Source organism: uncultured Martelella sp. (assembly GCF_963677965.2).
In the GTDB taxonomy this organism is placed as follows: Bacteria; Pseudomonadota; Alphaproteobacteria; order Rhizobiales; family Rhizobiaceae; genus Martelella; species Martelella mangrovi.
On record NZ_CAXXFM010000001.1, the window covers coordinates 1,057,738 to 1,071,928 of the forward strand.

Sequence of the window (14,191 nt, forward strand, 5' to 3'; positions counted from 1 at the left end):
CCGGAAAGTTGAACCGTCGCAGCGACAATGCGCGAGGAAACAAACAGGCAGGGTGCGTCTTTGGGCTTTCCGGTTTCGGAAATCTGGCGTTATGCGTCTCTATACTGCCGGGAAACGCTTGTGCGCGGCCGCGCGCTGGTGCTCTCGGCATGGCTGCCGCTGTGCCGTTTTTCCCCCGGCCGCCGCGCCGCGCGTCTTCTCGTTGCACCGACCGACCTCAGGATCGCCGATCCGCTGGAGGCGGAAGACCTGCTGGAAGGCCGCTTCTCGCTTGCAGGTGCTGTGCTCGAAACCGGTGGCAGGCCGGCCTTCTCATTCGACATGCCAAGCCTCGCCTTCGAACGGGAACTGGCAAGTTTTTCCTGGCTCAGGCATCTCAGGACCCGGCGCAGCGAGGATGCCAACATCTTTGCCCGCGCCGCGGTGCTGAGCTTTCTGCGCCGCCACCGCGCGGTGCGCGGGCCCGTGTGGCAGACCGATGCAACGGTCTGGCGGCTGAGCGCCTGGCTTTCGCACTCCACAATCGTTCTCAAGGGGGCCGACACCGGTTTCTATCGCCGTTTTGTCGACCAGATCGCACGTCATGAACGGGTCCTCAGGGGCCGCTACCGGGCCCTTCCGCGTGACGAAACCCGCCTGCAGGCCGCAATCGTGCTGGCGATGACCGCGATCAGCCTTGACCTTTCCGATCACCGCAAGCGCGAGGCCGCGCGCCGGCTCGACGAAGAGCTGGAACGGCAGATCCTGCCCGATGGAGGCCATATCGCCCGCAGCCCCGATGCGCTGGTCAGCATCCTGCTGCGCCTGTTGCCGCTGCGCCAGACCTACATCAATCTCGACCAGATACTGCCGAAACGGCTGGTCCCGAGCATCGACCGCGCCTATGCCGCACTCAACTTCTTCCGCCACCGCGACGGCGATCTTGCGCTTTTCAACGGCACCGGACTGGTGCCGGGCACCGCACTTTCCGCGCTGCTGCGCTATGACGAAACCGGCGGCGCGGTGTTCAGGGCGCTGCCCCATACCGGGTTCGACCGGCTGCAGGCCGAAAAGACGACACTGATCGCCGATACAGGACGGCCGCTTTCGGTTCATCTTTCGAAGACCGCCCATGCGGGAGCTGCCGCTTTCGAAATGTCGGCCGGCAAGAACAGGTTCATCGTCAATGCCGGCGTGCCGCTGGCTGCCAGCGACGCCGTCATCCGCATGGCGCGCATGACCGCCGCCCATTCGGCCGTTACGATCGACGACCGTACGGCCATGCAGTTTTCGCGCTCCGGTTTCCTCGGCCCGGTCGCCTGCGGTGGAATAACCCGCGTCGAGAGAAGCCGCGACACCGATGAGAACGGTCACGATTGCCTCGTCATGCAGCATGACGGCTACCTCAACCGCTTCGGGCTGATGTTCCAGCGAAGACTCACCCTGTCGCCGGATGGATCAGAGATCACCGGGACAGACGGTTTCCGCCGTAAGAATGAGCAGATGCCAGCGCACAACGACCGGTATATCGCCATTGCCCGCTTTCACCTGCACCCGGCGATCTGGACCATGCAGGAGGACGAGGACACGATTTTCATGACGGCGCCCGACAATGAAAGCTGGTTGTTTTCAGCCCCCGGTCTTGCGCCCGCCATCGAGGACGACCTGTTCTTTGCAGCAAGCGCGGGCCAGACCGCTTCACGCCAGATCGTGATTGCCTGGACTGTCGGCGAACACCCCGATATCCATTGGCGCATGAACCGCCTGAGCTGACGGTTTCACATTTGCCGAAGGCGTGCTAGAGCGGGCCATCCGCAATCGACCTTGCAGAAAAATGTGTTTGCTGTTGCGTGTACAGCCTGCCGCAACAGCGCTTGTCTGAAGGACCTCGTCATGGCCGTCGCCTCGAAAAAAATTCCCGCTCCCGATCTCGTCGAAATCAAAACCGCGCTTCTGTCCGTTTCCGACAAGAGCGGCGTTGTTGAATTTGCCAGCGCGCTTGCCGCCCGTGGCATACGCCTGCTTTCGACCGGCGGCACCCACAAGGCGCTTGCCGACGCCGGGCTTCAGGTTACCGATGTGTCGGCGGTAACCGGCTTTCCGGAGATCATGGACGGCCGCGTGAAGACGCTGCACCCCAAGGTTCATGGCGGTCTTCTCGCCATTCGCGATGATGAAGAGCATCAGGCCGCAATGCGCGAACACGGCATTGACGGCATCGACCTTGCCGTCATCAATCTCTACCCCTTCGAAGAAGTGCGCGCGGCCGGCGGCGATTATCCGACGACGGTGGAAAATATCGATATCGGCGGCCCGGCGATGATCCGCGCGGCGGCCAAGAACCATGCCTATGTCGCCGTTGCCACCGACCCGGAAGATTATGGCGCGATCACCGAAGCGCTGGATGCCGGCAACGGCGCCCTGCCCTATGCGCTGCGCCAGACCCTTGCCGCCCGCGCCTATGCTCGCACCGCCGCCTATGATGCGGCGATCTCCGGCTGGTTTGCCGAAGCGCTCGAGATCGAAAACCCGCGCCACCGGACCCTTGGCGGCACGCTCAGGCAGGAAATGCGCTACGGCGAAAACCCGCACCAGTCCGCCGCCTTCTATGTTACCGGCGACAAGCGGCCGGGCGTTGCCAATGCCGTCCAGCATCAGGGCAAGCAGCTTTCCTACAACAATATCAACGACACCGACGCCGCCTTCGAACTGGTGGCGGAGTTCTCGCCGGAAATCGCGCCGGCCTGCGCGATCATCAAGCATGCCAACCCCTGTGGCGTGGCGCGCGCCGATACGCTGGTGGAGGCCTATCACCGCGCACTTGCCTGCGACAACCAGTCAGCTTTCGGCGGCATTGTTGCCCTGAACCAGACGCTGGACAGCGAGACGGCCGGCGAGATCGTCAAGCTTTTCACTGAAGTCATCATCGCGCCTGATGCCGATGAAGAGGCCAAGGCAATCATCGCCGCCAAGAAGAACCTGCGCCTTCTGACCACCGGCGCGCTGCCCGACCCGCGCGCCAGGGGCTTCAACATGAAGACCGTTGCCGGCGGGTTTCTGGTGCAGGGCCGCGACACCGCCATGATCGACGAAATCGAGCTCAAGGTGGTGACCGAGCGCGCGCCGAGCGAACGTGAGCTTGAAGACCTGAAAATGGCCTTCGCCATTGCCAAGCACGTCAAGTCCAACGCGATCGTCTATGTCAAGGACGGCCAGACGGCCGGCATCGGCGCAGGCCAGATGAGCCGGATCGATTCCGCCCGTATCGCCGCATTGAAGGCCGAGGACGCGGCAAAGGCCGCAGGCTGGCCCGAGCCGATGACGCGCGGTTCCGCCGTTGCCTCGGAAGCCTTCTTCCCGTTTGCCGACGGCCTGCTTTCAGCCGTTGCCGCAGGGGCCACGGCGGTGATCCAGCCCGGCGGCTCGATCCGCGATCAGGAAGTCATCGACGCGGCCAATGCCAATGGCGTGGCCATGGTCTTCACCGGCACCCGTACCTTCCGCCACTAGCGTGTTTCACAGGCGGCGGTCACATTGCTGCCGCCTGTCGCCGCTTCCCATGAGCGGCACAAACAGTACGAGACCTGCGACAAGAAAAACCAGCAGGCTTGCCATGCCGAGATTGGGCGAGCCGGTCCAGTCGGTCAGGATCGCGAAGGCGCCCGTCGCCAGAAAGCTGGTCATCCGGCCGGTCAGCGAGAACAGGCCGAAGAACCGGCCCGCTTCCTGTCGCGCAATCCGCGTTGCCAGAAAGGCGCGCGAGCCCGCCTGAACCGGCCCGAAGGCCAGGCCGATCAACACGCCATAGGCCAGAAACGCCTTTTCGGCCCCGGCAGAAAACAGACCTGTTCCAGTTGACGGAGCAAAGCTCAGCAATCCGAAAACCGTTGCCTCGCCTGTGGTCGAAACCACCCCGAGCGTTGCCGTGACCAGCATCAGAAGTGCAATCAGCACGACCGTGCCCGCATTGGCCTGGCGGCCGAAACGCGAGGCGAAGAAACAGCCGAAGATCGCGGCAACGTTCAGAACAATCCCGAAAATGCCGATCTCCATGGTCGACCAGCCGAACATGCCCGCGGCAAACGCCCCACCGAGAATGAGAATGCCGTTGACGCCGTCCATGTAGAGCATGCGGGCGATGAGAAAGCGGATCAGGACAGGCCGCCCTTTCAGCGCCGCCAGGGTCGCCTTCAGGTCCGCGAAACCGTCCGCGAGCGCCCTGCCGGCCGGTTTCAGCGGCGGCCGGTCGGGAGTAAAGACGAAGAAGGGCAGCAGGAAAACAATATACCAGCAGGCGGCAAGCGGGCCGGTCAGCCTTGCCGCTTCACCCGTTAGCGGATCGAACCCGAACAGCGGCGCTTTTCCGAGGATCGTCAGCCCGCTTTCAGGGTCTGCGGACAGGAACACCACCACCGCAATCAGGAAGACCATGCCGCCCAGATAGCCAAGCCCCCAGGCATCGTTCGAAACGCGGTTCATCCGCTCGGGCCGGACGAGATGCGGCAGCATGGCATCGTTGAAAACGACGGAAAGCTCGGCCATGACTGTTGCAGCAATGATCAGTACCGCCGGCCAGAAATAACCGGTTCCGGGGACGGCGAACCAAAGCAATGCAAGGCTTGCCGCCTGAATGACCGCCATGGCCGCGATGAAACGCTTGTTGCGTCCCGCGGTATCCGACAGCGCACCGGCAAACGGCGCCGCGATTGCAACCAGAAGCCCGGCAAGGGTCGCCGCATGGGCCCAGGCGGTCTGCCCGCGCACGGGATCGCTGCCCAGTTCGGACACGAAATACGGGCCGAAAATGAAGGTGACGATGACCGTGAAGAACGGCTGCGCCGCCCAGTCGAACAGCATCCAGCCCAACACGCCTGTCGGTGGCGCGCCGGAAACCGGCCCGGCATCTTTTTCCTGAAGAAGCGACAATTCCAACCATCCCTGATGACCGGATGCAGATTGCGGTTTCTTTCACTTTTGTCAAACGCCGGCGGCGTCAGTTCATGTCGCGGGCCAGATCATTCAGCAACCCGGCCGCAACCATGGTCTTGGCAATGGATGGATCGCCGGAGCGGACCAGTCGCTCGAGTTGCTCGGCAATCTGCAGCACCCGGGCCGAATGCGCCTCCTGCCAGGCAGCGACCGCATCTTCCGCATCGCCGCATTCGATGAGCGCATTGGCGGCCAGATCCCGACGGCTTGCCGAAATCTGGTCCATGGAGCGGGTCAGAGCCAGCGAATCGTAAAAATCATTCGGGTCCATGCGCGCGGCGATCGTCAGCAGCGGCGAAACGTGGAAAAGCCGGGTTACACTGAAATAGGCCCGGGCTGCCCGTTCCAGGCTCTGGCCGCTGCGGCCTGCAATCTGCAGCGCCTCCGGCACGAACATCATGCCGAGATGCCGGGCAAGACTTGCAGCAAGCGCATCGGGAACGCTCGCTTCCTTCCACCCCGCTTCCTGCTCCGACAACCATTCGGCCCGTGCATCCGGCAGAAGATCGCCGACGCCGACCTCGAATGTGGCAAGAGCCTGTTTCAGCCGCACGACCGCATCGGCGATGTCGCCTTCGGCAATGCCGTTGCGGATCAGAAGATGGGTCAGGATGCGGAACAGATAACGCAATTGCGTGTAGATCGCGTTTTGCGTCCGGCCGTCGATCCGGCCATCGAGAGCGTGAACGGACTGCCACAGTTTTTCCATGCCGAAGCCATCGCGGGCGATGATCGCGGCCTTGACCACCTCGGCCGGCGTCGCCGCCGTGGTGTCGCAGGCACTGATGATGAATTCCGGCCCGCCGCGGTTGATCACGTCGTTTGCCAGCCGCGTGGCAATGATCTCGCGCCGCAGGCGATGTCCGCCGATATCATCGGCATAGGCATCGCGCATGCGCTCGGGGAAATAGCCGTAAAGCAGCGGCTCCATATAGGGGTCGTCCGGCAGATCGCTTTCAAGCAGCTGATCAAACAGCACGATCTTCCCATAGGAAAGCAGCACGCCGATTTCCGCACGGGTCAGGCCCTGATCGGACTGCCGGCGCGAACGCAGCGCCTCGTCGTCGGGCAGGGTTTCGACGGTGCGGTCGAGATGGCCATCCTTTTCCAGAACCTCCATCATCCGTGACAGGGACAGCATGCTCTGAAGGCCCGCCTCGCTGCTGAGTGAGATCGACAGCGTCTGCAGATAATTGTTTTCCAGCACGATGCCGGCCACCGCCTCGGTCATTTCGGCAAGCAGGACGTCGCGGTCTTCCCGTGTAAGCCGGCCGGCGCGCATCGCCGAGGCCAGTGCGATCTTGATATTGACCTCGACGTCGGAGCAATTGACGCCGGCGGAATTGTCGATGGCGTCTGAATTGCAGCGGCCGCCCTTGAGGCCAAAGGCGATACGGCCCTTCTGGGTAACGCCAAGATTGGCGCCCTCGCCGATCACCCGCACGCGCAAATGCTCGGCATTGACCCTGATCGGGTCATTGGCGCGGTCGCCGACCTCGGCATTGGTTTCGGTGCGCGCCTTGACATAGGTGCCAATGCCGCCGAACCAGAGCAGGTCGGCCTGGGCCTTCAGGATCGCGGCGATAATGTCGAAGGGGGTATATTCTCCTTCGGCAAGATCGATCGCGGCAGCGGCCTCGGGCGTCAGCCTGACCGCCTTTTCCTTGCGCGAAATGATCATGCCGCCTGCCGACAACAGGCCTTGATCGTAATCCTGCCAGCTTGAACGCGGCAGGTCGAACAGCCGCTTGCGCTCTGCAAACCCCTTTACCGGGTCGGGATCCGGGTCGATGAAGATATCGCGGTGATCGAAGGCACCCACCAGCCTGATCTGCTCGGACAGCAACATGCCGTTGCCGAACACATCGCCCGACATGTCGCCGACGCCGACAACGGTAAACGGCGTGGTCTGGATATCGATGTTCATTTCCCGGAAATGCCGTTTGACCGCTTCCCAGGCGCCGCGTGCGGTAATGCCCATCTTCTTGTGGTCATAGCCGGCAGAACCACCCGAGGCAAAGGCGTCATCGAGCCAGAAATCGGCCTCCTGCGCCAAAGCGTTGGCGGTGTCGGAAAAGGTCGCCGTTCCCTTGTCGGCGGCAACCACGAAATAGGGATCGTCGTCATCCGAACACACCGTGTCCTGCGGCGGAATAACCTCACCGTCCTCGATATTGTCGGTGATCGACAGCAGCGTGCGGATATAGCTCTTGTAGGCTTCGCGGCCGGCGTTGAAGATGTCTTCGCGACTGCCGCCTGCCGGCAGGTTCTTCGGATAAAACCCGCCCTTGGCGCCCACCGGCACGATAACCGCGTTCTTGACCTGCTGCGCCTTGACCAGGCCGAGCACTTCCGTGCGGTAATCCTGTCCACGATCCGACCAGCGCAGACCGCCGCGCGCGACCTTGCCGAAACGCAGATGCACGCCCTCCACCTCGGGCCCATAAAGGAAGATTTCGCGAAACGGCCGCGGTTCGGGCAGGATGGCAAGCGCGCGCGAGGCGAATTTGAAGGCGAGGTTCGGGCGCGGTGCACCGTTTTCATCGGTCTGGAAATAATTGGTGCGCAGCGTCGCATCCACAAGCTTGATGAACAGCCGCAGGATCCGGTCATCATCAAGGTTCGGCACGCCCTGCAGCCCCTCGGTGATGGTTCCGCGCGCGCTCTTCAGCCCCTCGGCACGTTCCTCGTCGGAAAGCGCGGGATCGAAAGCCGTGCGGAACATCAGAAAGATCGCACGCGCAATCACAGGATAGAGGCAGAGCGACTGGGCAATATAACCGGCCGTGAAGCTGAGGCCGGCCTGGCGCAGATAATGCGCATAGGCGCGCAGCACATTGGCCTGATCGACATTGAGACCGGCCAGCAGCACCAGCCGGTTGAAACTGTCATTGTCGACGCTGCCGGCAGACGCCGCGATGAACGCCTCTTCAAGGCGCGCACTGTCCGCCTCGAGGTCGAAGACCACCGAACCGTCGACCAGAAGCTCCATGTCGTGCAGGATGACATCGACCGGCTCCGTATCGTCCTTTTGCAGGGCAAGTTCGAATGTGCGTTCGGAAATCACGGTAAAGCCGAGATTTTCCAGAAGCGGCACGCGCCGTGAAAGCGCCAGCTGACCGCCGGCATGGAATATCTTCAGCCGCAATTCGTCGTCGTCCGCGCCACTACGGTAAAAGGCAATGCGGATGCCGCTTTCGGCAGCCGACGAAATCAGCTTCAGGTCGCCATAGGCATCTTCCGGCGAAAATGTCTCGTGATAGGCTTCATTGGCCTTCAGCTCCGGCGCGCCCAGACCGGCAAGCGCATTGAAGTGCTCCTCCCAGTCGGCAGCCAGCCTAGCGACTTCCGCTTCCAGTTCGGCCTGCGGCACATCGGGCGTTTTTTCCGTGCTGTGGCGGCCGATGATGATCTGCACCCGCGCCGAACGCCCCTCCGGGAAGGACGGGTAATAGGCGGAAACGTGCCCCTGATAGACCTCGGCGAGATAATTCCCGACCTTCTCCCGCAACCGGGAATCATAGAGATTGCGCGGAATATAGACGAGAACCGAGACGAAACGGTCGAAACCGTCGATCCGGCTCAGGACGCGGATACGCGGCCGCTCCGCAACATCCATGATCTGCTCGGCAAAATCCGTCAGCAGGGGAACAGGAACCTGAAACAATTCGTCGCGCGGATAGGATTCCAGCGTATTCTGAAGCATGCGTCCGGCATGGCTTTTGGGCTCGAAGCCGAAATGACGCGACACTTCGGCAAGTTTCGCCCTCAAAAGCGGAATGCGCGCAGCCGACTGGGTATAGGCTGTGAAGGTGAACAGCCCGACGATGCGCAGTTCGCCGACGACCTCACCGTTTTCATCGAACCGTTTGACGCCAATATAATCCATATAGGTGCGGCGATGGACGATCGAGGTGGTATTGGCCTTGGTCACCAGCAGAAGTTCGGGCCCTTCCATGAAGGCGAGAATTTCAGGGGTTGTGACCACCGGCTTCGGTCCGCGTCGCAGAACCCGCATCTCGGGATCGGAAAGAATGCCGATGCTGGATCCCTTCACGCGCTCAACCCGGCCCGGACCGTCTTCATGGGTGTAGATCAGTTCACGCATGCCGAGGAAGGTGAAATTGCCGTCGCGCAGCCACTCCAGAAAATGCCGGGTTTCCTCGCCCGCGGCCTTCAGGGCTTCCGGCACCCGTGTCTCGAGTTCGTCCATGGCGGTTTCGAGCTTTTCGAGCATGACCGGCCAGTCGTTGACGGCAAGACGGACATGGGCCAGCACATATTCAAGCCGCGATTTGAGCCGGGCGCGGGTATCGGGCGAAAGCGCCGCCACATGCACCTGCACATGGCTGATGCGATCTTCCGGCACATGTTCGGTTTCCGCGGAAAACGCGACGATGGGCTTGCCGGGCGTGGCGATCAGGATCGGATGGACGGCCAGCAGGATATCGGTGGTGAATTCGCCGATTTCGGCCATCACCGAATCATAGATGAACGGCATGTTGCGATCGGTAATTGCAATCACATCCGTTGCGATCTCCGGCGGCGCCGTGCCGGCAACGGGGCCGACGCTCACCCGCGCCGCACCGCCTTCGAACGCGCCAACCTCGCGCGCGGCAAAGATGGCCGAGGCTGCGAGCATATCCGCATCGTAGCGGGCAAGGTCTTCGGGACTGGCCCGCTTGAACATGGAAAACGGGTTGATAAAAGGCGCATCGGCTGCGACAGCGGCCTTCTCGGCAGCCTCCATCAGGCTCTTGCGCATCTGGTCGGCTTTGTTTTCCATGTTTCCTCCAGCATGTTCTTGTCGCGACGGCGCACGCGAGGCGGCATTTTCCCTGCCGCTTTGTCTTCCGCGCCGTCCGTCCTATAACGTTGCCGTCACAACACTGGCTTGACAACGTCCTCCAACAGACGATTTAGAGCGTAATTGTGGCCGATGGCAAAGTTTTTCCACTTTTCTTATCGCGCAGGTTGCAAAACCCAAAACAGCACCAGGATATGAAATGACAGCAGAAACCGGCGCAGTCATCGCCATTTCCAGCCACGTGATGCGCGGCGCCGTCGGCAACCGGGCGATTGTCTTCGCACTTGAAACGCTCGGGCTGAACATATGGTCCGTCCCCACCATCGTCATGCCCTACCATCCCGGCCACGGCCCGTCCACCCGACTGAAATTCGATAACGGCGGCTTCACCAAAGCGCTGAACGACCTTGCGACAAGCCGTTGGCGCGGCGAGGTGAACGCCGTCATTAGCGGCTATCTTGCCGATCCGCGACAGGCTGCAGCCATCGCCACACTTGTACGGACCCTAAAGGCCGACAACCCCGATCTGATCTATCTCTGCGACCCGGTTTGCGGTGATGAAAACGGGCTTTACGTGGCGAAGGAGACCGCTGCCGCCATGCGCGACCAACTCCTGCCCCTGGCCGATATCGCCACGCCCAACCGCTTCGAGCTTTCCTGGCTGACGGGTCGTGAGATTGCCGACAATGCCGCCGCAATCGATGCAGCACTCACTCTGGGGCCATCGGCGGTGGTGGTCACCTCAGCTGAGGCGATGATCCGCGATGGCGTGGCCGCCCTTTATGTCGATCAGCGACAGGCCGTTCTTGCCGAGCACACCCGGCTTGAAAACCCGCCGAACGGGCTGGGCGACCTGTTTTCCGCACTGTTTCTCGCCGCCCGGCTTGCCGCAATCCCCCCTGCCGAGGCACTGGAGCGGGCGACGGCTTCAGTTTATGAAATCCTCGCCCGCGCCGTGCGCGAAGGCGCCGACGAGTTGCGGCTGGAGCGCAATACCGCAAGTTTCAGCGCCCCCTTTGCAAAAGTTGGTCTGCGTCAATTGATGCATCCCGCGCGGCGACGTAAAAGAAGCTGATAAAAGACGATGCGCAAAAGCATGAAGGACGAATGACAATGGACGCGTTTCCCAAATCCCTTCTCGATGGCTACAAGAGCTTCATGTCCGGACGCTATGTCGAGGAAAGTGCCCGCTACCGGACGCTGGCCCAGGAAGGGCAGAAACCGCAGACCATGATGATTGCGTGCTGCGATTCCCGCGCAGCGCCCGAAATGATCTTCAACGCGCGCCCCGGTGAGCTGTTCGTGGTCCGCAATGTCGCGAATATGGTTCCGCCCTATGAGCCGGACGGGCAATATCACGGCACATCCGCCGCGCTTGAATTTGCCGTCGAAGGGCTGAAGGTGAAGAACATCGTGGTGCTCGGCCACGGGCGCTGCGGGGGCATCCACGCCGCCCTTTCGCCGGATGCCGAACCGCTGTCTCCCGGCGATTTCATCGGCAAGTGGACCACATTGCTGAAACCGGCCGCCGAGCAGATCAATTCGAATTCCAACATGACCCACGGAGAGCGCCAGACCGCGCTTGAGCGCATCTCGATCCGCAATTCGATCGCCAATCTGCGCTCCTTCCCCAATGTCGCGGCGGCGGAAAAACAGGGCAAGCTGAAGCTCTGTGGCGCCTGGTTCGACATTTCCAGCGGCGAATTGTGGGTAATGGACGCAAAGTCGGGCGATTTCAGCCGCCCCGAGTAATCCCGGAACGTAAAACCCCGCCGGTTCCACCGCGCGGGGTTTTCAAGTCTTCGGGCTTCGAACCGGCGGTCTCAGCGCCGCACGTCGTCTTCGTCCGCACTTTCCTCGATCCGCTGCATATCGTCATCCGACAGGCCGAAATGGTGCCCGATCTCATGGATCAGGACATGGGTGACGATGTCGCCGAGCGTCTCCTCGTTTTCCGCCCAGTAGTCGAGGATCGGACGGCGATAGAGGGTGATGCGGTTGACCATCTCGCCGGTTTCCATGGTGAACCGCTCGGAAATGCCGCGCCCTTCGAACAGGCCGAGCAGATCGAAGGGCGTTTCCAGCGCCATGTCCTCGAACACATCGTCGCTCGGGAAATCTGCGATGTCGACAACAAGATCACCGGTCAGTGCACGAAACGGCTCGGGCAGCCTGGCATAGGCCTCGATTGCAAGCGACTCGATGGCCGCAAGACTCGGGGCGTGGCGGCCCTGCCAGTCTTCACTTTTGTTCATACGCGCCATTTCTGCTCCTTCGTCGCGCCCATATAGGCCTTTTTGACACGCATTTCGAGAAAAGAATGGCGTTGCGCCGTGCCGAAACAGCGCAAACCTGCCCGTGCCGCGCAACGCGAAAAGCAGCGCCTGCCCAAAAAGCATATCCCGCCGTGGCGAAGAGCCGACAAACAGCCGGTTTCCGGCCGCGCCCGGGCCGCCTGAAACTCCGCGCAAAATTGCGCCGAACCTGCTTGACACTGCCTGCACGAGGCCCTAATAACGCCCCGTCCCGCGCGGTGCACAACGGTTCGGGCGCATGGTCTTCCACACCGCATCGCAAGATGCGTTTCCCGTGCAAGGCCCTGGTTGGCGGAGTAGCTCAGTAGGTTAGAGCAGAGGAATCATAATCCTTGTGTCGGGGGTTCAAATCCCTCCTCCGCTACCATTTAGCCCTGTAAATTTCTCGAAAGATTGCTCTTTACCGGGGCGGAAGCCGTATAGCAGCACGCGTCGGCGTGCAGGTATCGTGCCGGCATTTCCGGCAACCAACGCCATCATAATCAACATTGTCGTCTGGCTGGCAGCTTGATGTGGCCGTACCTATCCGAGACGCCATGCAGTTTTGCAGGCATCACTGATGGTGACTTCACGATCAAAGCCAGCAGGCCAGCGTCCGGCAACTGTTGCTGGACGTGAACCGCTGTTCTTGTCGAAGATACCCGGATCAGCCCACGCCGCCGAGGCAGACATATTTGATTTCGGTGAATTCCTCGAGGCCGTAGCGGGAGCCCTCGCGGCCGAGGCCGGAGGATTTGACGCCGCCGAAGGGGGCTTCGGCGGTGGAGATGAGGCCGGTATTGACGCCGACCATGCCGTATTCCAATGCCTCCGCCACGCGGAAGACGCGCGCCATATCCTTTGCGTAGAAATAGGAGGCGAGGCCGAATTCGGTATCATTGGCCATGGCGATCACGTCCGCCTCGTTGCGGAAGCTGAACAGCGCGGCGAGCGGGCCGAAGGTTTCCTCGCGGGCAACCGCCATGTCGGGGGTTACGCCGGTGATCACGGTCGGCTCGTAAAACGTGCCGCCGAGCGCATGGCGCTTGCCGCCCTGGACGACGCGTCCGCCTTTGGCAAGCGCGTCGGCGACATGCTCTTCGACCTTTTCCAACGCCGGCACATCGATCAGCGGCCCGAGCGCAACGCCCTCGTCGAAGCCGTTTCCGGTTTTAAGGTCGCCGACGGCCTTTGCCAGCTTGCCGGCGAAGGCGTCGTAGACGCCCTCCTGCACATAGATACGGTTGGCGCACACGCATGTCTGGCCGTTATTGCGAAACTTGGCGATCAGCGCGCCCTCGATGGCCGCATCGATATCGGCGTCGTCAAACACGATGAAGGGCGCGTTACCGCCCAGTTCCAGCCCGAGTTTCTTGATTGTCGGCGCGGACTGCCGGTAAAGCGTCGCGCCGACTTCGGTGGAGCCGGTGAAGGTGAGCTTGCGCACCGCCGGATTGGCCGTCATCTCCGCGCCGATGATGCGGGCAGAACCGGTGATGACGCTGAAAAGCCCGGCGGGCAGACCAGCACGTTCGGCGAGAACGGCAAGCGCTATGGCTGAAAAGGGCGTCTGCGAGGCCGGCTTGAGCACGACCGCGCATCCCGCCGCCAGCGCCGGGCCGACCTTGCGGGTAATCATCGCATTGGGAAAGTTCCACGGCGTGATCGCGGCGACCACACCGATGGGCTGTTTCATCACCAGAATACGCTTGTCCGGCTGGTGGCCGGGAATGATGTCGCCATAAAGCCTGCGGGCCTCCTCGGCGAACCATTCGATGAAGCTTGCACCATAGGCGATCTCGCCCCTGGCCTCGGCCAGCGGTTTGCCCTGCTCGAACGTGAGGATCGCGCCGAGATCGTCCTGACTGGCCATGATCAGTTCGAACCAGCGCCGCAGGATGCGCGCTCGATCACCGGCGGTCTGCGCCGCCCATGCGCGCTGCGCCGCCTCGGCCGCCGCAATGGCTCTTCGGGTTTCTTCTTCGCCGAGATTCGGCACATGGCCGATGGTTTCGCCGGTTGCCGGATTGGTCACCGCGACCGCGTCTTGCGGGTCGGCCGTAATCCATGCGTCGCCGATCAGCGCCGCCTGTCGGAAAAGGGTCGGATCATTCAGATGCAT

At 62.0% G+C, this 14,191-nt stretch carries 8 protein-coding genes and 1 tRNA gene; 5 read left to right on the forward strand and 4 right to left on the reverse strand.

Going from position 1 to position 14,191, the window contains the following annotated elements; translation table 11 throughout:
* Window positions 1–27: 27 nt before the first annotated feature.
* The gene (locus ACHZCU_RS05115; RefSeq protein WP_319517917.1) at window positions 28–1,752 is read left to right on the forward strand and encodes a heparinase II/III family protein; all 1,725 of its coding nucleotides are present in this window, start codon (window positions 28–30) and stop codon (window positions 1,750–1,752) included.
* A gap of 120 nt (window positions 1,753–1,872) precedes the next feature.
* Entirely contained in the window at window positions 1,873–3,489 is a 1,617-nt protein-coding gene (gene purH / locus ACHZCU_RS05120; RefSeq protein WP_319517918.1) for a bifunctional phosphoribosylaminoimidazolecarboxamide formyltransferase/IMP cyclohydrolase, read from the forward strand.
* 6 nt (window positions 3,490–3,495) lie between these two features.
* Here the strand turns inward: purH and ACHZCU_RS05125 are convergent, their stop codons facing one another.
* Window positions 3,496–4,905, reverse strand: coding sequence for an MFS transporter (locus ACHZCU_RS05125; protein WP_319517919.1), 1,410 nt, complete (start codon window positions 4,903–4,905; stop codon window positions 3,496–3,498).
* 67 nt (window positions 4,906–4,972) lie between these two features.
* On the reverse strand, window positions 4,973–9,754 hold the full coding sequence (locus ACHZCU_RS05130; RefSeq protein ID WP_319517920.1) for an NAD-glutamate dehydrogenase: 4,782 nt from the start codon (window positions 9,752–9,754) through the stop codon (window positions 4,973–4,975).
* Between the two features lie 220 nt (window positions 9,755–9,974).
* Between ACHZCU_RS05130 and pdxY the strand changes: the two genes are divergently transcribed.
* Together pdxY and ACHZCU_RS05140 are read left to right on the forward strand one after the other, a co-directional pair.
* Window positions 9,975–10,850, forward strand: coding sequence for a pyridoxal kinase PdxY (gene pdxY / locus ACHZCU_RS05135; RefSeq protein WP_319517921.1), 876 nt, complete (start codon window positions 9,975–9,977; stop codon window positions 10,848–10,850).
* Between the two features lie 32 nt (window positions 10,851–10,882).
* On the forward strand, window positions 10,883–11,527 hold the full coding sequence (locus tag ACHZCU_RS05140) for a carbonic anhydrase (RefSeq protein ID WP_106303149.1): 645 nt from the start codon (window positions 10,883–10,885) through the stop codon (window positions 11,525–11,527).
* A 71-nt stretch (window positions 11,528–11,598) separates the two neighbouring features.
* Here the strand turns inward: ACHZCU_RS05140 and ACHZCU_RS05145 are convergent, their stop codons facing one another.
* Entirely contained in the window at window positions 11,599–12,039 is a 441-nt protein-coding gene (locus ACHZCU_RS05145; protein ID WP_106303152.1) for a metallopeptidase family protein, read from the reverse strand.
* A gap of 341 nt (window positions 12,040–12,380) precedes the next feature.
* On the opposite strand from ACHZCU_RS05145, the gene ACHZCU_RS05150 reads away from it, so the two are divergent.
* Window positions 12,381–12,457, forward strand: a tRNA-Met gene (locus tag ACHZCU_RS05150).
* A gap of 279 nt (window positions 12,458–12,736) precedes the next feature.
* Here ACHZCU_RS05150 and ACHZCU_RS05155 read toward each other — a convergent pair.
* Window positions 12,737–14,191: an NAD-dependent succinate-semialdehyde dehydrogenase gene (locus tag ACHZCU_RS05155; protein ID WP_319517922.1), complete on the reverse strand. Its 1,455-nt coding sequence runs from the start codon at window positions 14,189–14,191 to the stop codon at window positions 12,737–12,739.

Bases quoted from the DNA above. Each gene is read 5' to 3' on its own strand.
- ACHZCU_RS05130 (WP_319517920.1), bottom strand. From the start codon at position 9,754: ATGGAAAACAAAGCCGACCAGATGCGCAAGAGCCTGATGGAGGCTGCC.
- purH (WP_319517918.1), top strand. From the start codon at position 1,873: ATGGCCGTCGCCTCGAAAAAAATTCCCGCTCCCGATCTCGTCGAAATC.
- ACHZCU_RS05155 (WP_319517922.1), bottom strand. From the start codon at position 14,191: ATGCATCTGAATGATCCGACCCTTTTCCGACAGGCGGCGCTGATCGGC.
- ACHZCU_RS05140 (WP_106303149.1), top strand. From the start codon at position 10,883: ATGACAATGGACGCGTTTCCCAAATCCCTTCTCGATGGCTACAAGAGC.
- pdxY (WP_319517921.1), top strand. From the start codon at position 9,975: ATGACAGCAGAAACCGGCGCAGTCATCGCCATTTCCAGCCACGTGATG.
- ACHZCU_RS05115 (WP_319517917.1), top strand. From the start codon at position 28: ATGCGCGAGGAAACAAACAGGCAGGGTGCGTCTTTGGGCTTTCCGGTT.
- ACHZCU_RS05145 (WP_106303152.1), bottom strand. From the start codon at position 12,039: ATGGCGCGTATGAACAAAAGTGAAGACTGGCAGGGCCGCCACGCCCCG.